The organism is Sporosarcina sp. SG10008 (genome assembly GCF_044569405.1).
GTDB lineage: Bacteria > Bacillota > Bacilli > Bacillales_A > Planococcaceae > Sporosarcina > Sporosarcina psychrophila.
This window is the reverse complement of record NZ_CP172607.1, coordinates 1540538-1563116: the sequence shown is the minus strand read 5'-3', so window position 1 is coordinate 1563116 and position 22579 is coordinate 1540538. Positions and strand designations below refer to the sequence as shown.

22 protein-coding genes and 1 riboswitch are annotated in these 22579 nt (G+C 37.3%); of the genes, 6 read left to right on the top strand and 16 right to left on the bottom strand.

Annotated features, from left to right (window positions below; translation table 11 throughout):
- Positions 1–51 precede the first annotated feature (51 nt).
- Positions 52–152, bottom strand: a riboswitch (SAM riboswitch).
- Between the two features lie 166 nt (positions 153–318).
- The 13 genes from ACGLYD_RS07430 to ACGLYD_RS07370 all read right to left on the bottom strand — a co-directional run bounded on the left by ACGLYD_RS07430 (position 319) and on the right by ACGLYD_RS07370 (position 13061).
- Positions 319–1227 carry a DMT family transporter gene (locus ACGLYD_RS07430; RefSeq protein WP_399632174.1) on the bottom strand — a complete coding sequence of 303 codons (909 nt, stop codon included), beginning with the start codon at positions 1225–1227 and terminating at the stop codon, positions 319–321.
- Between the two features lie 59 nt (positions 1228–1286).
- Positions 1287–2456 (bottom strand): TraB/GumN family protein, encoded by a 1170-nt coding sequence (locus tag ACGLYD_RS07425; RefSeq protein ID WP_399632172.1) that lies wholly within the window; start codon positions 2454–2456, stop codon positions 1287–1289.
- A gap of 156 nt (positions 2457–2612) precedes the next feature.
- On the bottom strand, positions 2613–3368 hold the full coding sequence (locus ACGLYD_RS07420) for an amino acid ABC transporter ATP-binding protein (RefSeq protein ID WP_067208929.1): 756 nt from the start codon (positions 3366–3368) through the stop codon (positions 2613–2615).
- A gap of 24 nt (positions 3369–3392) precedes the next feature.
- Positions 3393–4106 carry an amino acid ABC transporter permease gene (locus tag ACGLYD_RS07415; RefSeq protein WP_399632170.1) on the bottom strand — a complete coding sequence of 238 codons (714 nt, stop codon included), beginning with the start codon at positions 4104–4106 and terminating at the stop codon, positions 3393–3395.
- Between the two features lie 12 nt (positions 4107–4118).
- Positions 4119–4826 (bottom strand): amino acid ABC transporter permease, encoded by a 708-nt coding sequence (locus ACGLYD_RS07410; protein ID WP_399632168.1) that lies wholly within the window; start codon positions 4824–4826, stop codon positions 4119–4121.
- Between the two features lie 94 nt (positions 4827–4920).
- Positions 4921–5778 (bottom strand): transporter substrate-binding domain-containing protein, encoded by an 858-nt coding sequence (locus ACGLYD_RS07405; RefSeq protein WP_399632165.1) that lies wholly within the window; start codon positions 5776–5778, stop codon positions 4921–4923.
- 32 nt (positions 5779–5810) lie between these two features.
- Positions 5811–6986: an acyl-CoA dehydrogenase family protein gene (locus ACGLYD_RS07400; RefSeq protein ID WP_067208921.1), complete on the bottom strand. Its 1176-nt coding sequence runs from the start codon at positions 6984–6986 to the stop codon at positions 5811–5813.
- A 506-nt stretch (positions 6987–7492) separates the two neighbouring features.
- The gene (locus tag ACGLYD_RS07395) at positions 7493–8236 is read right to left on the bottom strand and encodes an amino acid ABC transporter ATP-binding protein (protein ID WP_067213936.1); all 744 of its coding nucleotides are present in this window, start codon (positions 8234–8236) and stop codon (positions 7493–7495) included.
- Positions 8237–8279: 43 nt separating this feature from the next.
- Positions 8280–8936: an amino acid ABC transporter permease gene (locus ACGLYD_RS07390; protein ID WP_067208918.1), complete on the bottom strand. Its 657-nt coding sequence runs from the start codon at positions 8934–8936 to the stop codon at positions 8280–8282.
- Positions 8937–8979: 43 nt separating this feature from the next.
- On the bottom strand, positions 8980–10134 hold the full coding sequence (locus ACGLYD_RS07385) for a saccharopine dehydrogenase family protein (RefSeq protein WP_067208915.1): 1155 nt from the start codon (positions 10132–10134) through the stop codon (positions 8980–8982).
- 86 nt (positions 10135–10220) lie between these two features.
- Complete coding sequence (locus tag ACGLYD_RS07380; protein ID WP_399632159.1) at positions 10221–11033, bottom strand: transporter substrate-binding domain-containing protein; 813 nt, start codon at positions 11031–11033, stop codon at positions 10221–10223.
- A gap of 817 nt (positions 11034–11850) precedes the next feature.
- Positions 11851–12498 carry a GGDEF domain-containing protein gene (locus tag ACGLYD_RS07375; protein WP_067208910.1) on the bottom strand — a complete coding sequence of 216 codons (648 nt, stop codon included), beginning with the start codon at positions 12496–12498 and terminating at the stop codon, positions 11851–11853.
- A gap of 146 nt (positions 12499–12644) precedes the next feature.
- Positions 12645–13061, bottom strand: coding sequence for a HEAT repeat domain-containing protein (locus ACGLYD_RS07370; protein ID WP_187047873.1), 417 nt, complete (start codon positions 13059–13061; stop codon positions 12645–12647).
- A gap of 218 nt (positions 13062–13279) precedes the next feature.
- On the opposite strand from ACGLYD_RS07370, the gene ACGLYD_RS07365 reads away from it, so the two are divergent.
- Positions 13280–14314, top strand: coding sequence for an ABC transporter permease (locus tag ACGLYD_RS07365; RefSeq protein WP_342538145.1), 1035 nt, complete (start codon positions 13280–13282; stop codon positions 14312–14314).
- Position 14315: 1 nt separating this feature from the next.
- Positions 14316–14993, top strand: coding sequence for an ABC transporter ATP-binding protein (locus ACGLYD_RS07360; RefSeq protein WP_067208901.1), 678 nt, complete (start codon positions 14316–14318; stop codon positions 14991–14993).
- 238 nt (positions 14994–15231) lie between these two features.
- Here the strand turns inward: ACGLYD_RS07360 and ACGLYD_RS07355 are convergent, their stop codons facing one another.
- Positions 15232–16257 carry a nitric oxide synthase oxygenase gene (locus ACGLYD_RS07355; protein ID WP_067213935.1) on the bottom strand — a complete coding sequence of 342 codons (1026 nt, stop codon included), beginning with the start codon at positions 16255–16257 and terminating at the stop codon, positions 15232–15234.
- Positions 16258–16744: 487 nt separating this feature from the next.
- Positions 16745–16948: a hypothetical protein gene (locus tag ACGLYD_RS07350; protein ID WP_067208898.1), complete on the bottom strand. Its 204-nt coding sequence runs from the start codon at positions 16946–16948 to the stop codon at positions 16745–16747.
- A gap of 587 nt (positions 16949–17535) precedes the next feature.
- Between ACGLYD_RS07350 and ACGLYD_RS07345 the strand changes: the two genes are divergently transcribed.
- The 3 genes from ACGLYD_RS07345 (at position 17536) to guaC (ending at position 20944) form a co-directional block, all read left to right on the top strand.
- Complete coding sequence (locus tag ACGLYD_RS07345; protein ID WP_067208896.1) at positions 17536–17832, top strand: DUF3817 domain-containing protein; 297 nt, start codon at positions 17536–17538, stop codon at positions 17830–17832.
- A gap of 437 nt (positions 17833–18269) precedes the next feature.
- Complete coding sequence (gene glnA, locus ACGLYD_RS07340; RefSeq protein ID WP_067208894.1) at positions 18270–19604, top strand: type I glutamate--ammonia ligase; 1335 nt, start codon at positions 18270–18272, stop codon at positions 19602–19604.
- Between the two features lie 356 nt (positions 19605–19960).
- Complete coding sequence (guaC, locus tag ACGLYD_RS07335; RefSeq protein WP_187047692.1) at positions 19961–20944, top strand: GMP reductase; 984 nt, start codon at positions 19961–19963, stop codon at positions 20942–20944.
- 242 nt (positions 20945–21186) lie between these two features.
- Here the strand turns inward: guaC and ACGLYD_RS07330 are convergent, their stop codons facing one another.
- Positions 21187–21768, bottom strand: a complete 582-nt coding sequence (locus ACGLYD_RS07330; RefSeq protein ID WP_067208889.1) for a LysE family transporter — start codon at positions 21766–21768, stop codon at positions 21187–21189.
- 115 nt (positions 21769–21883) lie between these two features.
- Between ACGLYD_RS07330 and ACGLYD_RS07325 the strand changes: the two genes are divergently transcribed.
- Positions 21884–22435, top strand: a complete 552-nt coding sequence (locus tag ACGLYD_RS07325; RefSeq protein WP_067208887.1) for a helix-turn-helix domain-containing protein — start codon at positions 21884–21886, stop codon at positions 22433–22435.
- The last annotated feature ends 144 nt before the right edge of the window (positions 22436–22579 follow it).

Below are 22579 nucleotides of genomic sequence, written 5' to 3'. Positions count from 1 at the left end.
CACTTCTAAATAGAGCAAGAAGAGGTTAATAGAATCGAACACATATTACTCCTCTTATCTGCTAAACTTTCGTTTACTGGAATTGGCACAGTACTAAACAGTCTGTTGCCGAGGTTTCATCGGGCCAGTCCCTCAACCTCTCTAGATAAGATATAAACTATTAAGTTGAGACCAATACTACATTATCGAAAATTCAAAGTCAATGACTTATCAGAATTTATTTTCAATCATATCAGTTTAGTTGGAATTAAAGGCGATCTTCTTGCACATATAATAGGCACTTTAAACTACTTTTCAGTGCGCTAGGAAACATGTTAGTTAACTCTCACTTAACCTTTCGTTGTTCTCATCGGTTTTCTCTATTTCCTTTTCATAATTATTTTTCCAATTAACAAGAAAGATTCCTGCAAATATTAGTAATCCACCAAAAAGGATAGACCAGGTTAGTCTTTCATGGAGTAAAAACCATCCTGTGAGTACACCGAAGAATGGCGCTAAAAAAAGGAATGCACTAGTTCGTTCTTGATTACCTCTTTGGAGAAGATAAAACCAAATAGAAAACTGAATAATTGAGGCTGCAATGGTAAGCCATAACAAAATCAGGATAGATTGAGTAGTCATTTTAAAGAAAGTCTCTTCCAGTAGTAAGCTTCCCAGAAAGAGAATTAATCCACCAAAAAGCATTTGATAGGCTGTCATTACATACGTATCAAATTTGAAACCATGTATTTTTATCAATAGCGTAGCAATCGCCCATGAAACAGCCGACAAAAGCCCTAATATGGTACCGACTTTAAAGTCAAGATGTGAACCTAACGTGAGAAAAACCCCGATAAAACCTAACAGTACACCTATCCATTGCTGAATATGGTAACGCGATTTTAAAAAAAGCGTCCCAAAAACGACAACGAGTAAAGGATTCATAAACGTTAGGATAGACGTCTCTCCAGAAGTGATTGTACGCAGTGCCATAAATATACAGCCCATCACAAAAGCTGTTTGGAAAAGTCCAATTAGAACAATCCACACCCAGTCGATTGCTTTTACTGGATGTGGCTTGTTTAAGATTTTAACGATAGTTGCCATAATAATCCCTGCAAGCGTAAAACGCAGAGCGACTAATAGGAGTGGAGATGAATAGGCTAACCCTAACTTCCCTATTGTAAAAGAAGAACCCATTAGTCCAGTCGTCAAAATCACTAACAAGCAAAAACTGATTCGATTCATCCGATCCCCACCCCATTATTACTATAAAACGTTTAAAAGAAAATGCTGATCAATTGATTTCACTTTAAGTTTTCAAAGAATACACGGATAACGTCGGCTCCGCCTAAGAAGGTCCCCAACGTTCCTCCCAAGTTAGTCAAAACGATTACCAACAAGACCCGTGTCACCTTATTTGCCCAAAAACCTTTAATCGTAAAAACATCTGCAGAAAGCGTTTCAAAGTCACCAACACTTGGGCGGCGAAAAAATGCTTGAACAATTCCTGAAACCCAACCGGCCGCTATCAGTGGATGCAAGGTAGTAATAGGGGCTGATACAAAGGCCGCTAAAATGGCCAGCGGGTGTCCAAGAGCCACCGCAGCACCAATAGCTGACAGGCTACCTGTCCATAAGACCCAGCTTAACGCTTGATCGAAACCGGCAGATGGATTTGCGATAAAGGTGTAGGCGATAATTGATAATAGAAGAATCGGAATTGCCCATCCGCTAATTTTTGGGATTTTTGATTTTGGTGGTGTTTGCGCTAATGCGACTAAATCATGGTCATTATAGATTTCTTTTGTAATCCCTGGAACATGTGCTGCACCAATGACTGCAACGACCTTTTTACCTGGTGCATCTTTGATTTTCTGTGCTAAATACTGGTCTCTCTCATCGATTAAGGGCGTCTTTAACCTTGGAAATGATTCCGTAAAGTCAGTTAGAACGGCATTTAGCGTGTCCTTTGATTTCATTTTCTCCAATTCTTCTTCAGAAATCGTCTCTTTGCTGAAGATACTATAAAAAACCGACATCAGAAGCTGACTTTTCCCCTTAAGTCCAATATTCCCCCAAATTCGGGAAAAAGTAATTTGGATATTACGGTCAGCCAGCACCAAATTTGCACCGACTTCTTTTGCTGATTCAATCCCCTGAATCATTTCCTGTCCAGGTTTAATATCAAATTGCTTTGCCAAACGATTTTGAAAGGAGGATATTGCCAGATTCATTAAGAGCAATGTAGCTTTCTTCTCTTTAATCACCTTGAAAATATCCGTTTCTTTCCACTTATTACTATCCATTATAGATTGAAACCTTTGTTCATCCAATTCAATGCATACTGAATCGGGTCTTTCCTTGTCGATTACCTCTTTTACTTGTTCTGCACTTTGCTTGGAAACATGGGCAGTTCCAATAAGTATTAGTTCTCTACCGTCTAATTCTATTCTCGTAATGTTAGTTTCTTGCATTGACAAACTTCCTTTATGAACTTATTTCTTCTGAGCAACCTTAAGCCAAGGTTTACTAAAAAGACGGTCTAGTTATTATAATGAATCAGTTTGAATGAAATTTCAATTATCTTTCATTATTAATATAATGAAAGTCACCCTCATGGATAATGACTATTAAATATGATACGTAAAGACCTCGGGCAATACCCTTTTTAAAAATTTCTGTGTTCGTTCTTCCTTTGGATTTACAAAGATTTCATGGGGTGCTCCTTCCTCTACTACGACTCCCCCATCCATAAATATTACTTTGTTAGCTACATCCTTCGCAAAACCCATTTCATGTGTGACAACTAACATAGTTGTTCCTTCTTTCGCGATATTCTTCATAACTGTCAAAACTTCCCCGACTAATTCTGGATCCAATGCAGAAGTTGGTTCGTCAAATAAAATAATGTCTGGATTCAAAGCAACTGCTCTTGCAATGCCTACCCTTTGCTGCTGCCCTCCCGATAATTCACTGGGATATGCATTGTATTTATCCGATAGCCCCACTTTATCCAACGCTTTTTTCCCTATCTCAACCGCTTCTGCTGTCGGGATTTTTCTTCCGATAATAAGTCCTTCTGTAACGTTTTCTAAAGCTGTTTTATTATTGAACAAATTATTGTTTTGAAATACAAAAGCGATTTTCTGTCTAATCTGATGGATTTGTTTTTTGGATGCTGTTTTTAAATTCACGTCTATATCCCCAAAAATAGCACGGCCTTGATCCGCTTTTTCTAAAAAATTGATACATCTCAGTAATGTTGTCTTACCTGATCCACTTGGCCCCAGTATAACAACAACATCGCCTTTATCTATTGTTACGTCAACACCTTTTAAGATTTCAGTTTTACCGAATGACTTATGGATATCTCTAATTTCTAACATGCTTCGGATCCCTCCTTTTCATACTTAAACGACTGACGGTTTATATTTACTCAAACGTTTTTCATATAGTTTAAATGCGAATTCGACTGCACTGCATAACAGTAAATAGACAAGAAAGATATCGATATAGGCCTCAACATAATTGTAGCCTACGTTCGCTGCCACTTTTGCTTTCAGCGTAATTTCTTGTAATGACATTGCATACCCGAGAGATGTCGCTTTGATTAAGTTGACTGTCGCTGTACAGATATTCGGCATTGCAACGACCAATGCCTGTGGGATAATAATTCTTCTGTATGCTTGCACATTCGTTAGCCCCACTGATTGGGCAGCTTCCAACTGCCCCTTGTTCACCGTGCCTAGTGCAGAGCGAAAAACTTCAATCAGGACCGCTGTAGTGTTAAAAGTGAAGACAATGAATGCGTACCAAATTGGATTCACATCATACACATTCATCCCAATATTAAACTTTGTAAATAGTGAACTTAGCAATAAGGGGACACTACTATAGACGATGAAAATCTGAATGATAATTGGGGTTCCTCTGACAAAAGAAACGTATACTTGTGCAAAACGATGTAACACGGGAATTCGATTGATTCTTGTTAGTGCCAGTAAAAATCCTAACGGCAACGCAAAGAGCAAAGCTACAATTGTAATGAATAGCGCTATAGGAACACCTGATAATGCGATAAAAAATGTATCTACTAAAAACTTGTAATTTAATCCTTCAGACACTTTCTCACCCCCTTATGCAGTTTTCAATCCTTGTTTCCCCTTACTAAATACTTTCTCTAATTTTAAGAAGAACTGTTCAATTGCTATTGAAAGTATCCAGTAAATAATTGCTAATGCAAGAAATATTTCTAATGCATGTGCGTTATAGTTGCCCGCAATAATAAGATTTGCTTTTCCGACAACATCTATCAACCCGATTGTATAAGCTAACGATCCTTCTTGAAGTACTGCCAGCAAGCTGTTTCCAAAGTTCGGTAATGCGACTACAAAAGCTTGGGGAAATACGATTCGTCTATAAGCCTGTGAATTGCTTAGCCCAACACTTACTGCGGCCTCAAATTGTCCCTTGTCAATTGATTGAAAAGCTGAGCGCATGACCTCGGACATAGCCGCCGCAAATTGAAGTGTAAAAGTGATAATGACAAATACAGCTGTGTGTATATTGTTCAAATTCAGACCGACACGATCACCGATTGCAGGAAGTCCATAATATACTAAAAAAAGGAGTACGATAGAGGGTGTACACCTTAATATCGTTGTATAACCATTAGCTACCTTCCTTGCAAATTTACTTTTCCCTATTTTCGCCGCCGTTAAGATAAAGCCCAGGAACGTACCGAACAGGACGGAAAGACCTGCAACCAAAAATGTCATTTTTAAAAAAGGAATTAGTAGTGGGATGGACTCCCATATATATGATGCGTCAAAATACTTCTCCATGTATCCACCCCGCTTTCATTTTCAAATTGTAACCATTTGATTGACAAAGGCTGTTGAGCATATCGCACACCCAACAGCCTTTATATCTTTAGCGTTATCTCTCTACAGCATCCAACACTTCAAACAAATCTCTGCCGTAAAACGATGTGCTTAATTCACTTATCTTCTTTTCTTCTTTCAATTGTTTAACTGCTTGATCATAGGCATCCGCAAATTCCTGTTCTTTCTTATTGAATAAAGGCCATGTTTTTATGACTGCAAATTCATTGTAAACAACCTCGTCTGCCAGATTATGATACGGGCCATCTTCAGCAGTCACTTGCTTTTCAAAAGGACCCTCAATGATAACACCACCATCTACGCGACCTTCATTCACCCACTGAACAACGTCAACTGTGAAAGCATCTCCAGCTTTCAACTGCACTTTATTACCCGGATTTTCTTTGTTATATTCATCAATTACAGTGTATTGAGCATTATTAGCTGCAATAGGTGCCAACGAAAAGCCGGCAGAAGCGAAGTCTGATAGGGATTTGATATGTTCATTCTCTTTCTTAAGCACAAGACCCGCACTGCTTAAGCCGATAAATTCTTTCGGGAAGATAAATTTTTCTGTTCTTTCCTGTGTCCAAAATGCATTTTTAACCCCTACCTGGTATTTCCCTTGTTCGACACCCACAAGTAGGTCATCGCTTGTCGTTCCAACGTACTCAAATTCGTATTGTGGAAGTAATTCATCAACTAGTTTCATCACTTCAACATCATATCCAGTTGCATTTCCTTTTTCATCCAACCAGGACATTGGTTTTGAAGCTTGATCATAGGCGATTTTTACTTTTTGTATGTCTGAATCATTACCATCGGCCGCTTTACTTGAGTTACATCCAGCTAAAATAGTAGTTAATGCTAAACCAATTGCCGCAAGTTGAAACACACTTCTTCTTCTCATCATGAAATCCCCTTTTTCGCTTCAATCCAATATGCTTACATTTGGATAGCGTTTTTTATTGTATCTTGTTCAATTGCAGTCAGTGCCAATTTCTTAATTGTCATATCGTCCATAGGAGGATTGTGCAAACCTGCCCTGACATCCCGATAATAGCGCTGTAATGGATTCGTCCGTTGAAGACTTTTTGCACCTACAATTCTCATTGCTTTATCGACAATCGTAATGGCTGAATTCGTAATGGTGTGCTTGACAACAGCGACCTCATTTGTCAGATAGCCTCTTCGTGATTCATCATCATAGGCCTCCGCCACACTATAAATCAGATGCCTTGCCTGGGTTAATTCCAAATCAATTTCTCCTAGTAATTGTTGAACATTTGGCAATTGACTAATTGGTCCATTCAGGCTGTTAGGTGAATAATTATTTGCAAAATGCACAGCATAATCACGTGCTGCCTGTGCAATTCCTAGATAACATGCTGGGATGTGAAGAAGCCAACCACTAAACGGAGCGCCACTTGGCTTGTCAGGAAGTTCAACAAGTTTTGACTCTTCGACTTTGACATTATCGAGAACGAGATCGTGACTTCCAGTTCCTCTCATTGAAATGACGTCCCATGTATGATCAATTGTTAGTCCTTCTAAATCTTTGTGAAGCAGGAAGAATCCTACTTGTTGTTGTTCTTCAATCCACGCAGATGTTAGAAAATATGTTAATACTGGAGAAGCCGTTGTAAATGTTTTACGTCCCGATAATACCCATGAACCATCTTGTTTTACCGCATTTGTACCAGGACGTCCTCCCCGAGTTGGACTCCCTGTTTGTGCTTCACTCACAGAGCGGTTCACTAAAGCTCCATTCAGAACTTCCTTGGCAAAGAATTCAAGATTTTTATCATTCCATAACCCTTTTCCGAAAAGTTCTCCGACAACTCCGAGATTCCATCCGATGGAAAGTGCTGTATTTCCATCAAAACTCGCTAATGTTTCTTGAAGGAGTACCATATCGTACACCTTTAACCCTTCTCCGCCGTAAGCTGTTGGAATTGTACTACTCGTATAACCCATTTGGATTAACTCTTGAATGTTTTCCGTAGGGAAGATGGCTAACTCATCAGTTTGTGCTGACGTATTTTTGAAATTCATTTCTTTCTTATACAACTTCTCTAACCAAGTCTTTTGACGTTCTGTTTTGACAAATATGCTATTCACCATTTCTCCCCCTAATGTCTTCTAATGAAGCTAAGCTATCTTTTAATTAGTAGTTTATATTATGCTAATCATTCCGATAGGTTTCATCGGAATTTAACTAATAGTAAGCTACGAATAATTACTCTGTCAAGATAATTCGCTTTTTTATGAATTTACGATAAAAAATACCCCTTTCTAAATCGAAAGAGGTATTAGCTATTATATGGTTAAAAGATTACTTAACTAACAGCCTCATACACGATGCCAATTTAATCAGAAATACAGACATCTGTAATTAAATAATAGCCATTTTCATTGATTATAATATGATATTCTTTATTGCGCACTAACGGGCAGTAAGACCCCCCACTATGATTGATGATTAACTTCATTGCGCTCCTATTATTTCAGATTAAATGAAAGGCGAAAAGGTGTTTTCAACATATATGCATCAAGCGTTAATTTGTAATTTTTATAGACATAAAAACTACTTACAAGACTTTATGCCATAGAAGGAGGCGCTGCAATTATTCTACTTTTGACAAAAATCGTCTTGTCCTTTCCTCTTTTGGAGTTTGAAATATTTCTGCTGACGTTCCTTGCTCAACAATTAATCCTTCATCCATAAATACGATCCTATCGGCGACATCTTTCGCAAAGTTCATTTCATGTGTCACAATTATCATAGTCATTCCCTCTTGAGCCAAATCTTTAATAACTTGCAAAACTTCACGAACAAGTTCTGGGTCGAGAGCAGAAGTAGGTTCATCAAAGAGCATAACCAACGGATTCAATGCAAGCGACCTGGCGATTGCTACCCTTTGCTGTTGGCCACCCGACAGTTGGGCTGGATAATGATCACAACGGTCCCCAAGTCCAACTTTAATAAGCAATGCTTCCGCTAATTTCCTCGCCTCGACCGGTTTAGTTCCATGAATAATAATAGGTCCTTCCATTACATTTTCAATGGCGGTTTTATGAGGGAATAGATTGAACGACTGAAACACAAATCCTGTTTTTTTCCTTAATTCTCTTATTACTTTTTTTCGTTTGCGTTCTATTTTTCCACCTGCAAGCACTGTAAACTCACCAATTTCAATGATTCCATCGGATGGCTCCTCCAAGAAAGTTAAACAACGTAAAAAAGTTGATTTCCCAGATCCACTTGGCCCCATTATTACGACCACTTCACTCTTATTTATAGTTAGGTCGATTCCCTGCAAAACTTCATTCAATCCAAAGCTCTTTTTCAAATTGGTAATTTGAATAATACTCATGGTTTTCTCCTCACATTAGTATTTTCAAATATTTTATTTAACGAACTAAATAGTTGGATGTTTTAATCTCTAGTTTGTTTAATAGCGTTGTAAAGAAAGTTATGAGAACCCAATAAATTGCAGCGGCAATTAAATAAATCGTGAGGGGTTCAAATGTTTTTGCGATTATCAAGCTCGACATTTGTAATAATTCCGTTACAGTGATGACAGAGACAAGTGAAGTATCTTTAATAAGCACGATAAATGTGTTTGACAATGTGGGAATAGCAATTCGTAGACTCTGTGGTAGTATTATTCTCCTTAAGGCTTGAGAATAGGTCATTCCCATTGACATTGACGCTTCCATTTGCCCATTGTCCACAGCAAGTATTGATGCGCGAAAAGATTCAGACAGATAAGCACCTGCATTTAAACTTAAGGCTAAGATCCCCGATGATATCGGGTCTAAAGCAATTCCTACTTGCGGTAAACCATAATAGATAACAAAAATTTGCACAAGAAGTGGCGTTCCACGGATTATTGAAATGTAGGTACTAGCGATCCCATTTAAGATTTTAACTTTTACTATCCTTACGATTGCTGTGAAAAAACCAATAATGAGTGCAATTACTATTGATATAGCTGCCAAAAAAATGGTCATCAACGTAGCTTTAAGTAGAGATGGTAATGAATCAATAATGATTGTGGCGTCCATACATCCTCCCCCTGTCAGACAAGCTACTCAGTAAAACCATTGATTATACTATGGTTTCCTCTTTACGTTCAATTTCAATTCCTAAACTGGCCAACTCTTCAATAAATGGTTGAAACCGATCTTTGATGATTATGCTTTCTATTGGAACAACACCTGTCTCTGTTATTTTTTTCATAGCAATCCATTTGGCTGCCAATGAAGCAGGAATAGCAGTAGTTTTTGCCATTGAAGTGATATTCCGGCCATGATCATAGTAGTCAATCATTTCCCAAGTATACTTTGTGGACTTTCCACCTTTAACCCCGCTTACCTCAACCCTTACTACAGTAATATCTTCATTCGAATCTCCAACCATTTTTGTTGCTAGTATTTTTTCTGCTAATGCACGAGGCGTAGTTGTAATTCCATCAATTGTAATGGGATCGATATCTAAAAAACCTAATTCGCCTAAAACACTCATTTTCCCCCAATGTCCTGGATAGCGAACCGTTTTTTCATATAAATTTTTCACTTTATCTTTTAAAATGAACGCTGTGCTATGTGCATCTGTAATAACAGCTTCACAGACACCTACCGGATCTGGAAAAATAATCTTCTCTAGCCCTGAAAGAGGAGGCAGCTTTACAAGTTTTCCATCTTTAACGGCCATTGCAGGTTTTGTATAAAGACCTAATACGCTTTCAAGACGGAAAACTACTTGATACCATAGTGGTGGAACAGGATATCTTGGAATGCCACCGCAAGTCATGATTGCCTCTTCTGCTTCATCTAACATCTCAATACCTTGCGCAGCTAAAAAGTTTGTTATTCCGGGAGCAACACCACAGCCAGGGATGATGATTACACCTGCTTCTTGTGCTTCGTTATCCAATGCTATTTTTTCATTAAAGTTTGATCCGACAAGGTCCACTAGATGGCATTTTGCTTTTATTGCAGCTTTTACGGCTAATAAGCTCAAAGAGTGTGGTAGACATGCCACAGCTACGTCTACATCTTTTAGCACTTTTGCAATATCATCCTCAGTTTCTAACGTGGCCACTTTCCCTATCACTTTGGGATTATTGGCGATTTCTAAACACTTATCAATACTCCCTTGACTAACATCAACAGCTGTAATTGCATCAATACCAGTAAATTTAGCAATTTCACTAACTACTGTCGTACCTATCATTCCGGTTCCCAATATGGCAATATGCAAATTAATCTGCCCCCAATACTTGGTTTTTACATGTAATAAAACATAGAGCAATCAATATCTCCCCTTTGATCACTCTATGCTTACTTTTATTTGTCTAAAGGCTCTGTTCCAAACCATTTTTTATAAATATCATTATATGTTCCATCCTCTTTCATTTCACTCAATGCTTTATTTACTTCCGTAATAAAATCTTCGTTTCCCTTATTAACTGCCATCCCTATTTCATCTTTATTTACTATGTCACTTGTAATTTTTAATGGAAGGCTATTTTCTTTAATATTGTAGGCCATTAATAACTGGTCGTTGATAATGACATCCAACCTTTTATTCGTAAGGTCTTGAATATAGTCACTTACAGCTTTGTATAATTTCACGTCAGCACCTTCGACGCTATTCGCAACTTCTTCAAAAGTTGTTCCACCACCAACGCCGACTTTCTTGCCTTTAATGTCCTCAAGTTTTGTAATGTCATCGGTATCTTCACGAGTTATTAATACGGAACCAGTTATGACATACGGGTCAGTGAAATCAACGCTTTTTTTGCGTTCTTCCGTTACAGTCATCTGCCCAATGATGATATCAAATTTATCGGCCTTTAGACCGCCGATTAGTCCATCCCATTTTGTTGCAATAAAGTTGGCTTTGACGCCTAATTTATTGGCTATTTCATTGGAGATATCTACGTCAAAACCTTGAAACTCATCTTTGTCATTTAAAAAATTAAAGGGAGGATATGTGCCTTCGAAAGCGACATTCAATACTTTCGATTTTTCAATGCGATCCAACACGCCTTTTCCACTGCTTTCTTTTTCTTGCCCTTTTTCGTTATCTGTACCACAACCCACAATAATACCAATCATAAAAATCGTGATTAGTACCAAAATTAGAATCTTCTTCATTTCTTTTCCCCCTTCTATTTACATACTATTTTAATCTGTTTTCTCCATTTTTCATCAGATAAAACAGTTTAGTCTCATGTGAATTGAAAACGCTTACTAGCTTTCCATACACACTAGAATGGCAATAGAAACTAAAGAATCATACAACTAAAATACTGATAAAGTCACTGTTAATATAATCTATCCTGCCAATTTCCCCGTACTCAGTAGCGCAACTACCATCTTTCCTATTCCTTTATTATCGAACAAAGGTATTTGAAAGTCAATCTACATATCTAATAATTCAATAATTTCTGTAAATTAAACAAGTAAAAAGACATGGTTTTATATAGATTCATATCCTCAATAAATCGTTAAACATCGTTCGATGTAGGCAGTGAGTTTTTCAATTATTGTACAAGATAAAAGTCCAATTAAAATCGAGTTAGAGTAAGTCGTTAACTCCCGAGTTCTCACACCACCATCCGCACCGATCGGTATACAGCGGATCAATTAAAATCGATTACTCAATAATTCGTAACAAGTTAATAGACTTTTGAGCGCTTTGGAACTCCAATTATAGCAATTCCGATAAAAATTCCCGTGTGCTAAACAATGGGAGTTTGGACAGGTCTCTAACAAGAGAAATTCATCCTTTTTTCCTCTCGCCTCGTACTCAAACAAAGCCAATACTAAACATATGAGATATGAATATAAAAATACTCCTCCTTCTAATGTGCAAAAAACTTAGCACATCAGAAGGAGGAGTACAGACGTTACACCAGATCAATTAGAAAGAAATGACCGTATTTTAAGGGAATTAAGTGACCATTAATATTCATATAGCCACTTCTTTTCCTTTTGCCTTATACATCGCCCCATCTGCAATTTGTATCAACTCTTGAAAATCTTGCCCATCATCCGGATAAATCGAAAAGCCAAGAGATACTCCTACAGATGGGAATTCATCAAAGTTCTCATTTTCCAATTTTCGTTGAAATTCCTGTATATAATCTGACTCAAAATCATTAGTACTTGTAGGTACTAGAATCAAAAATTCATCTCCACCCCAACGTGCTACCCTATCACTCTTCTTAACAGACTTGTTTATAATATAGGCAAGATGGATCAATAGTTCATCACCTTTATGATGTCCATATGTATCGTTAATTTCTTTAAATTTGTTGAGGTCGATCATAATGACACCTAATTTTTGATCCTTGTTTCTAATTGTTCGTGTGATTTCCCGAAAATATTTTTCTACTGTTCGACGGTTGTAAGTATCCGTTAAAGGATCTTTTTCAGAGTAGTATTTTACTCGATCGAACTGCATTCCACACCACAAAGCAACCGATAAAAAGATGAATGTCAAAATAAAAAAGTTCGCTTTAAATGGAAGCTCCAAATATTGATGATAATAAAAATACCGTAGAATATTGAATAAACTAACTACTAACATCGCGATTATTCTACCACTATATTTCATGTTATTGACTCATCTCCATATTTCCTATAGGTATAATACACCACTAAAGAACTACCCGCGACTTAATATGACAATCAACACATACTGAAAAACGATTGCAGCTATTTTGCAATCGTTTTTCAGTATGTATATAACTTTGAAACGTTTTACTTTTTATTTGCCGTCTCCCAAACGTTTTCAAGCCATGCTTCAAATTCATCGCCTTTGTCACCTTCATAGGTATCATACAAATCAAGTCTCATATTTTTCAATTTTTCTTTGTACTCTTCGAACGAGTGATCTCTTGGCAAGCTTTTCTTAATTCGAAGGAAAACTTTGTTGGCATCTTTAATCAGTTCAAATCGATTTCGTGGTGGTAATTCAACATCTTCACCAAATTTCACAAGATTACGGTGAGAGGCTTCTACCACTTTATATACGGCATCGTTGTTCATTCTGTGTAAAAGTACATCGATAGTCCGTTTATGTTTCCATTGTCCTAATTCTTCAATAGCTTCTAAACGTAGTCTCCAATTCGATGCTCGGTTAACTGCCTTCCGTAATTCATCGTAATTTGGCGGCATTTCGTTTTTAATTCCATTAGTCAAGTGATCCAATCTCCTTCTATTTCAATATCCTGTTTAGTTAAGGGTAACGCTACATATTAAATACAATACCCTTCAATATGTATTGTACCATTATCTGCTGAACTACATACCTTTTTTCATGTAATCATCTGTTCATATTCCGTTCACCTAGTCAGATTATAGTTAAGTTATTAAGAAATACGGGGGGCGCAAAGATGAATATTGCATGGAAAGAAATTAAGAAGAATAAAACAAAATTTATTATTTTAGGATCAATCATTTTTCTCGTCAGCTTTTTAACATTTATCATCTCGGGGTTATCGAACGGTTTATCCCAAGATAACGCAGCGTTAATTAAAGATTTACCAGATGGTCAATTTTACATGAACGCTGATGCAAACGAAACATACAACCTTTCAAGAATAGATGAAAGCGTACAAACCACTGTTTTAAATGAACAAAAAGATGCAGCTGCACTCTCCATTCAGATGGGTTTTGTCAACGATATGGACGACAAGCAGTATAGTATAGCTTTCGTTACTTCAACAGATTCAAAATCGTTTGAATCTGTCGGTAAAGGAGAAGTCATCCTAGATCGTTCATTAGAAGATGAAGGGATTAAGGTTGGCGATATATTAACCAATAATCAGTTCAGTGGTGAATTTAAAGTAATGGGCTTTGTTGAACAAAAGAAATACAGCCATGCGCCTGTTGCTTTTATTAACATGGAAAACTATAAAGAAATTTACCGTGTCAATGAAATGCAATTGATTTTTGTACCAGGTACAGAACATGCACCAGTGGTGACGGGTTTACAATCATTTTCAAATAAAGAATTCCTCAATACAATTCCAAGTTACAGTGCAGAACAGATGTCACTTAATATGATCATTTGGTTTTTGGTTGCCATTAGCGGAATGTTGTTCGCAATATTCTTCTACATGATGAACGTTCAAAAGATTGGATTATATGGCATCTTAAAAGCACTTGGCGTTAAAACAAGCAGATTGTTCGGTATGATGTGGTACCAGATGATTTTCATCACCGTGATTGCACTTGGACTGTCAGTTGCTTTAAGCCAAGGCTTCTCTTTAATTGCACCTCAAGGAATGCCATTTAGTTTAACACTTGAAACAACTGTTCAATTATCGGTTGTATTCCTTATCATTGGCTTTATAGGGGCGACGCTGTCCGGTCTGCAAATTAAAAAAGTAGAACCATTGCAAGCTATCCAACAAGGAGAGGTTTAATATGACGATTTTCACAATTGATGAAGTTACAAAAACATTTACGAATGGTGAAGTGGACGAACAAGTATTAAAAGGGATTAATATTTCACTTCGAGAAGGTGAAATAACAGCATTAGTAGGCGCTTCAGGTTCTGGTAAAAGTACAATTCTTACAATAGCAGCGGGACTTCAAAGTGCAACGGACGGAAAAGTGCTATTTGAAGGTCAAAACATGACTGACATGAATCAGGATCAGATCAGAAAAATTAGAGCGAGCGAGTTCGGATTTGTCTTTCAATCCTCACACCTAGTCCCTTTTCTAACCGTAGAAGAACAATTATTGCTGATGCTTGACGTTTCTGAAACCAAGCTTAAAAAACGTGAACAAAAAGTGGAAGTCGAAAAAATCCTCAAATTGGTGGATATGAATCATCGAAAAGATGCCTACCCTGCTTCATTATCAGGGGGTGAAAAACAGCGTGTGGCAATTGCCCGTGCGATTATCCACAAACCGAAGATGTTGTTTGCAGATGAGCCGACAGCAAGCCTAGATTCTAAAAGATCGAAAGACGTCATGACATTGATCCGTGAGTTGACGAAAACATTGAACATTACAACGTTGATGGTAACTCATGATGAAGAAATGCTTTCTTTTGCGGATCATATCATTACAATGAAAGATGGATTGGTGTTATCTTAGAAAAATGCACCCTTGTATAACCGGGAAATTAAAAGTGATAAAACCGCTCAAATATTTTTTGCGAGATAGATTTCCATGAAAGTATAGTTAATTTTTTTCCTTACTATATCCTGAATAAAGATTGCCCGAAACAGCCATTCTCTTACATGGCTGTTTTTATTCTTATCTCATATATTTATGTTTTTCAAACAAGTGTGCAAATGGATACTCTTATTTTTTGCGGAAGTATAAAATCCTATTAGCTTTCACCCGGATTTTTCTGATGAAAGTAATTAGGTTTAACGACGTCATTGCTATAAGGTTTGTGAAAGACATGAGTCGTTGCAGGCGAAAGCGGTGGAATCAGCCAAGTCCAATTTCCTGTGATACCTCGCCCTACTGTACACTCATTTTTTTCAAAACTTTTAAATTGCTTGGCGGCAGTATGATGGTCGACTAACGTAACACCCGCTTTTTGATAAGAATTCAACACCGCAATATTTAGTTCTACTAACGCTTTATCCTTCCATAGTGAACGGTTTGATCTTGTATCCAGTCCCATCAACTCTGCAACTTTTGGGAGTAGATTATAACGATCTTCATCCGCCAAATTTCTCGCACCGATTTCGGTTCCCATATACCATCCATTAAATGGAGCGGTCGGATAGTTAATCCCACCAATCTCCAACCGCATATCCGAGATAATTGGCACCGCATACCATTTTATACCCAGTTCTTCAAAACACTCTAGTTGTGGATGGGTAATCGTCACTTCTTTTACTAGTTTTTTTGGTATTTCAATGATTCGGGGCGATTCTCCTTCCAATTGAAAGACAAGAGGAAGAACATCATAAGGAGTCCTCTCCCCTTTCCAACCTAACATTTCGCACATCCTCGTAAATTCAACTGATGTGGAATCTCCAATAATCTGTTCAGCCTCTTCATATCCTGCGTAGCGTATAAGCTGATGGTTCCATATTCGTATCGGATCAATTCCGCCATGTCGTGGTGGGAAAATCGTAATCGATGAACGAATTTTTCCGTCATTTGTCGCATATTCAATATGGTTCAATAATGCGCTGTACACATCTTCAGCGGTTTCTAATGCCCTCTCGTCAAACACTTGAAGCCTGTCCCAAAATAAACGTCCAATACAACGATTATTATTACGCCAAGCCATTCTAGCTCCATGTTGAAGTTCTTGCGAAGTATGGCTATACGTTCCAGTTTCATTTATTTCACTTCGCACTTCCTCTATTCGCTTCATCTGTTGCTCTGTTGTCATCCCAAGTTCTGCATAACATCTATGTATGAATTGCTCGGCTTCTAGATGTAATCTATGTTTTTCATTCTGTAAACTCAAAGTTCATCATCTCCAATATTGCCAGTATACCATTCAAAATGAGCTTGTTTCTTCTTCAATATAGCCAACTTTTCGAACTTTGTATTTTAATTAATGGAACACATAAATTACTAGATCTCCCCTGGACTTACACATGTGTTGATTAACCAAAATTCACCAAAAAGACTTACTCAAATATCAAGTACTCCGTGTATAGTTGCTTTTGGTTCGCTTTGAATTGAACCACTTCTATACCATTATCGAGATGCCTTGAATAATTCATCGAAAGCGGACCGGAAATGATCCAGTGAATATGGAGTTTTTCAATCCTTTATTACCTGCACGTAATTCAATAAAATGGTTAATCAACAGACGTTTTATTTCTCCAAAAAAAACGCAAACCAATAGGTAATCGGTTTGCGCTGTTACATTATGACCCCATTTTTCTACGGGCACTGCTAACTTTTTTTGCTTGTTGGCTTTGCATTTTTTTAGCAGATTGTGCTGGATTGCCTTTTGCGTTGTTATCAGCAGTTTGGTTCTTCTTCGCTTCTAACTGTTGTTGTATCACTTCTTTTAAGCTTATCTTTTTCTTTGGCGCTTCGTGTTCATTTGTTTCATTGTTTTCAGTCATTTAAAATCCTCCTTACTATTGAATAATGATTGATTTTACTTCTCTCTAGTATAACCGAAATTCGATGACTACTGGGGATTTTCTAAAATTAATTAAAAAACCTATAGTTTTTCTATTTTATCAGTCAATTCACATACGGAAATAGCATACGATTAGTCCCTAGACCATAATGCTTTCAATTTGAACAATAAAACCTAAATCATGACCTATATGATGACAAGAGTCCTTTTTTATATAGGAATGCAACGATTTTCCTTTCTAATAATAACTGTTTTTGCAAGTTCTTGAAAAGTGTTCAAAAGTAACCTCCACAAATTAATGAAAGATGAAAAAAATCACCGAACAATTGGCAAGCTCTCTCAAACAACAATCGTTGGTATTAAAATAAAGCCAGAGAATTAAATAATGTATCGACGATTTTAACTGTATTTCTACTTTGAAGTATAGGTGCTACAGGCTGAAGGTCAATAATCCTGAGTTTCAACTCTCCCTGCCCCTTTCCTTCACAGCAAGTCACATTCCTGTACATGATAATTTTCATATTGTAAAGTAATTGATGAAATGTAGTAAGTAGAGGAAGTGGAATCATGTTAAAAAATGCTTTAGGACGTTTTCGTTTGATTGGTATATTGGAAGGCATTTCACTACTGATCCTATTGTTTATCGCAATGCCATTAAAGTATTGGTTCGGTATGAAGAGTGCAGTAACAATCGTCGGAACACTTCATGGCTATATATTTCTAGCTTATATCGCAGCAATTGTATATACGATGATTAAGGTGAAATGGCCGTTTAGGTTTACGATTGGTGCCCTTCTTTCAGCATTTATCCCCTTTGGCAATTTCATTTTGGACAGACGACTCAAAAACTTGAAAACGAACTAAAAATATATTTATAAGTTGAACTAATGATTCTATATAATCTCCAGCAAAGGCATCCCCGAGCGTTGTTGAGAGGATTCTTTATGCCAACATATTATAGTATAATAGATTCTGTCAAAAAAAAGCGAAGCCCATTTCAATAAAAGGGGCTTCGCTTTTTTTAATTTGCTTACGCAAGCCTATTTACTCTTTTATCTCAATTACTGTTGAATTATTTCCGGTTCACCCTAAAAAAGAAGATTAAGAATAATAAGCAATCCCCTTTCTTATTTTTCCAAAAAATGGTTTATTTCCAGTATTATGATTAGATTATTGAAAGCTAGCTTTATACAAATTAATTAGATTTAAATAAAATTCTTGTTAATGGTAACTTTTTGCTTTATTATAGAAAAATGTTATGGAGTAATCCGTAATTAATGATACTTAAGGAGAGTGGTATGATGAGGAATTATACAAAAGAAGACATTCGCAAATTTGTAGGAGAAGAAAATGTGAATTTCGTTCGACTTCAATTCACAGATATTTTAGGTATGATCAAAAACGTGGAAATTCCCATCAGCCAGCTCGATAAGGCGCTTAACAATAAAATGATGTTCGACGGCTCTTCAATTGAAGGATTTGTGCGTATCGAGGAATCCGATATGTACCTCATACCAGATCTTAACACATGGATGGTGTTCCCTTGGCCCTCAGGAAAAGGAAGGGTAGCACGTCTTATCTGTGATATTTCTCTTGCCAATGGTTCTCCGTTTACAGGTGATCCTCGTGGCAATTTAAAACGTGTATTGACAGAAATGAAGGAGCTTGGATTTACTGATTTCAATCTGGGACCAGAACCAGAATTCTTCTTATTCAAGCTCGATGAAAATATGCAACCGACAATGGAATTGAATGACAACGGCGGCTATTTCGATCTTGCACCAATGGACCTTGGAGAAAACTGTCGACGAGATATCGTCTTGGAGTTAGAGGAAATGGGCTTCGAGGTTGAAGCATCGCACCATGAGTGCGCTCCAGGACAACACGAAATCGACTTTAAATATGCGGATGTTCTTACCGCTTGTGACAACATTCAAACATTCAAACTCGTCGTCAAAACAATTGCTCGTAAACATGGCTTGCACGCAACGTTCATGCCAAAACCCCTTTTCGGTGTCAGCGGATCAGGTATGCATTGTAATGTTTCCCTATTCAAAGACGGTGAAAATGCCTTTGTTGACGAAAATGGTGAATTACAATTAAGTACAACAGCATATCAGTTCATGGCTGGCGTTCTCGAACATGTTCCTGGATTTACAGCAATTACAAATCCAACAGTTAACTCTTATAAGCGACTTGTTCCCGGCTACGAAGCGCCCTGTTACATCGCCTGGTCTGCCCAAAACCGCAGCCCTCTTATCCGAATTCCAGCATCTCGGGGAATAAGCACTCGCATCGAAGTCCGTTCCGTCGACTCGGCTGCAAACCCATATCTTGCAATGGCGGCTATATTAAAAGCAGGTTTAAATGGCATTAAACGTGAACTCGAACCGCCAATGCCAGTCGACCGCAATATTTACGAAATGAAACCTTTCGAACTTCAAGAATTAGGTATCGGGACACTACCTACTGACCTTGACCATGCACTCATCGCGCTAGGTAAGGATGAAATTATCCAAGAAGCTCTTGGCAATCACATTTTCACAAACTTTATGGCAGAGAAAAAATTAGAATGGGAAAGTTACCGAATTACCGTACACCCTTGGGAAGTTGAACGTTATATGAAGATCTATTGATAAAAAGGTCTCGTAAGAAGATAACAGACTTTTAAACCATTGAAACTTCGATACCCCCGATTCGGTAATATGGGATACTCACCATTCAATGCCTCTCTTTGCGTGTTTGTACAGTAGATGCTATCGACACATAGGAATAAGCAAAAAGAGTCCACGAAAGCTCTTTTTGCTTATTTTTTAATTATTTGTATAACAAAAAGTAGTTATTAAACTCAAAAGGAAATGGAATCAGATTTTATACGTTTTGCCAATCACTATTAAATATTTTGACATACTACCTAAATTGTTGTAAATTATTAAAGTGCGAACGTTCAAAACTAAACGAATGATATTATTCGGATTTCGAGGTGCTATCTATGGAAAACGTATTTGATTACGAAGATATCCAGCTGATTCCTGCAAAGTGTGTGGTAAATAGTCGTTCTGAGTGTGACACTTCTATACTACTTGGCGGACATACATTTAAAATTCCAGTTGTACCAGCAAATATGCAAACAATTATTGATGAAAGTATCGCTATCCAATTAGCTGAAAGTGGTTACTTCTATATTATGCATCGTTTTAACCCAGAAAAACGAGCAAACTTTGTTAAAGACATGCAATCACGTAGTTTAATCGCTTCTATTAGCGTTGGTGTTAAAGATGAGGACTACACTTTCATTGTACAACTAGCTGCTGACGAACTTACACCTGAATTCATCACAATCGACATTGCTCATGGACATTCCAATGCAGTCATTAATATGATTCAACATATTAAAAAGCATCTGCCTGAAAGCTTTGTCATCGCTGGTAACGTTGGCACACCAGAAGCCGTACGCGAACTTGAAAATGCCGGGGCAGATGCTACGAAAGTTGGTATTGGACCTGGTAAAGTATGTATTACAAAAATAAAAACAGGCTTCGGTACAGGCGGTTGGCAGTTAGCTGCACTACGTTGGTGTGCGAAAGCAGCTACTAAACCTATCATCGCAGACGGCGGCATACGTACACACGGTGACATTGCTAAATCGGTACGTTTCGGTGCTTCAATGGTCATGATCGGTTCTCTATTTGCTGGACACGAAGAATCTCCCGGTCAAACAATTGAAAAAGATGGACAACGTTTCAAAGAATACTTTGGATCAGCCTCTGAATTCCAAAAGGGCGAAAAGAAAAACGTTGAAGGTAAAAAAATGTACGTCGAATATAAAGGTCCACTAATGGACACTTTAGACGAAATGCAACAAGATTTACAATCGTCCATCTCCTATGCTGGCGGTAGCAAACTTGAAGCCATCCGAACAGTGGATTATGTCATTGTAAAAAACTCCATTTTTAATGGAGATAAAGTGTACTGAAAATTTATAGCTATTAAAAATCCAATCAAGATATTTTATATCTTGATTGGATTTTCTATTTAGGGAGATCTTAATTGAATGAAAACAACATCAAGATTATTACTGACAGCTCAGTATTTTCATTTTAACTTCCATGATAAAACAAGTTCTAAATGCGTTTTGCGTACTTCAGAGTATTCAATCCACTTCGCGCATCTTTTAACAACAGCCTCATTTGTAACCCTCGCACTTAATATTACTTATTACAAAAAAATCGAAACTGCACTATACATCAATAACAATGCCATCACAATATTAAATTGCTTTCTATAATCCGAGAGGAATTTCTGAAATATCGAACCAAAAAGGCTCCAACAACAAGTGCTCATTATACCGACGAAACCTAGAAACAACGAAAATAGTAGTAAGTCAATTGTTGAACTATAATATGGAAGAATGAACGTTGCAATTACCGTAATACCATATAAAACACCTTTCGGATTGACAAACTGTAACAGCATCCCTGCCAAAAAACTGTTATATTTACCGCCCTCATCACCATTAGTACTAGTCGAACTAGTAATTATTTTGATTGCCAGATACAGCATATAGGCCGCACCTAGAAGCATCATAGGCAACTCAATTTTCGGAATGAAGTTATGTAGGATTAGATTAAAGTAACTCGATAATATCATGATGACAAAAAAACCTGCGCCTACGCCTAGGCAAAATCGAAGTGTCTTCTTAAATCCATACTGATTCGCAAATAACATCGCCATAATATTATTCGGACCTGGCGTAAAACTCATGACAAAAACATACAACAAGAATGTTAGTACTGGCATATTCGACCTCCCCCTAATGAATATGTTATACTGTCCATAACAGGCACTATAACGTTTTCTTTTTATTGTACAGTTCAGACGTTATATTGTACAGAGAAATAGGAGTGTTTTAAAAATGGAAATTCATCTTATCATTGCCAAGAATTTAAAAGCAATAAGGGAGAGTAAAAAATTAAGTCTTGAAAAAGTGGCTGAATTGACTGGTGTAAGTAAAACAATGATCGGTCAAATTGAACGTGGCGAATCAGCTCCAACCATTACAACTATCTGGAAAATAGCCAATGGTTTGAAAGTTTCTTTTACTTCACTCATCAATCACCCTCAGCCCGACACAATAATAGTATCGAAAAGTGATATTCAAATCTTGTCCGAAGATAATGGAAAATATCGAGTATACCCCCATTTTCCATTTGATGAAGACAAACGCTTTGAAGTGTATGCAGTTGAGATAGACAAAGGTGGATTCCTAAGTGCAGATTCACATATGGAGGGGACCGAAGAGCTATTAACAATTTTTGAGGGGGAGCTAACGGTACGTGTAAATTACGAGGAGTATACCATTGAAAGCGGTGATTCCATCCGATTTAAAGCCGACAGACCCCATAGCTATCATAATTCAGGAGAAACATTGACTCGTTTAAGTATGGTATTGTACTACCCAAATTAAAAAGGGGCTGTCCATGAGTTGTAAATTATCGGCTGATGGGACAGCCTCTTTGTACCAATGCAATTATTAATTTTGCCTGCTACGTTTAATTTCCTAATGCTTTTCAATTCCACTCACTGTGGGATTTGCTCTATCTTTTCATGC

Bases quoted from the DNA above. Each gene is read 5' to 3' on its own strand.
- ACGLYD_RS07430 (WP_399632174.1), bottom strand. From the start codon at position 1,227: ATGAATCGAATCAGTTTTTGCTTGTTAGTGATTTTGACGACTGGACTA.
- ACGLYD_RS07425 (WP_399632172.1), bottom strand. From the start codon at position 2,456: ATGCAAGAAACTAACATTACGAGAATAGAATTAGACGGTAGAGAACTA.
- ACGLYD_RS07420 (WP_067208929.1), bottom strand. From the start codon at position 3,368: ATGTTAGAAATTAGAGATATCCATAAGTCATTCGGTAAAACTGAAATC.
- ACGLYD_RS07410 (WP_399632168.1), bottom strand. From the start codon at position 4,826: ATGGAGAAGTATTTTGACGCATCATATATATGGGAGTCCATCCCACTA.
- ACGLYD_RS07405 (WP_399632165.1), bottom strand. From the start codon at position 5,778: ATGATGAGAAGAAGAAGTGTGTTTCAACTTGCGGCAATTGGTTTAGCA.
- ACGLYD_RS07390 (WP_067208918.1), bottom strand. From the start codon at position 8,936: ATGGACGCCACAATCATTATTGATTCATTACCATCTCTACTTAAAGCT.
- ACGLYD_RS07380 (WP_399632159.1), bottom strand. From the start codon at position 11,033: ATGAAGAAGATTCTAATTTTGGTACTAATCACGATTTTTATGATTGGT.
- ACGLYD_RS07375 (WP_067208910.1), bottom strand. From the start codon at position 12,498: ATGAAATATAGTGGTAGAATAATCGCGATGTTAGTAGTTAGTTTATTC.
- ACGLYD_RS07370 (WP_187047873.1), bottom strand. From the start codon at position 13,061: ATGCCGCCAAATTACGATGAATTACGGAAGGCAGTTAACCGAGCATCG.
- ACGLYD_RS07365 (WP_342538145.1), top strand. From the start codon at position 13,280: ATGAATATTGCATGGAAAGAAATTAAGAAGAATAAAACAAAATTTATT.
- ACGLYD_RS07360 (WP_067208901.1), top strand. From the start codon at position 14,316: ATGACGATTTTCACAATTGATGAAGTTACAAAAACATTTACGAATGGT.
- ACGLYD_RS07355 (WP_067213935.1), bottom strand. From the start codon at position 16,257: ATGACAACAGAGCAACAGATGAAGCGAATAGAGGAAGTGCGAAGTGAA.
- ACGLYD_RS07350 (WP_067208898.1), bottom strand. From the start codon at position 16,948: ATGACTGAAAACAATGAAACAAATGAACACGAAGCGCCAAAGAAAAAG.
- ACGLYD_RS07345 (WP_067208896.1), top strand. From the start codon at position 17,536: ATGTTAAAAAATGCTTTAGGACGTTTTCGTTTGATTGGTATATTGGAA.
- glnA (WP_067208894.1), top strand. From the start codon at position 18,270: ATGAGGAATTATACAAAAGAAGACATTCGCAAATTTGTAGGAGAAGAA.
- guaC (WP_187047692.1), top strand. From the start codon at position 19,961: ATGGAAAACGTATTTGATTACGAAGATATCCAGCTGATTCCTGCAAAG.
- ACGLYD_RS07330 (WP_067208889.1), bottom strand. From the start codon at position 21,768: ATGCCAGTACTAACATTCTTGTTGTATGTTTTTGTCATGAGTTTTACG.
- ACGLYD_RS07325 (WP_067208887.1), top strand. From the start codon at position 21,884: ATGGAAATTCATCTTATCATTGCCAAGAATTTAAAAGCAATAAGGGAG.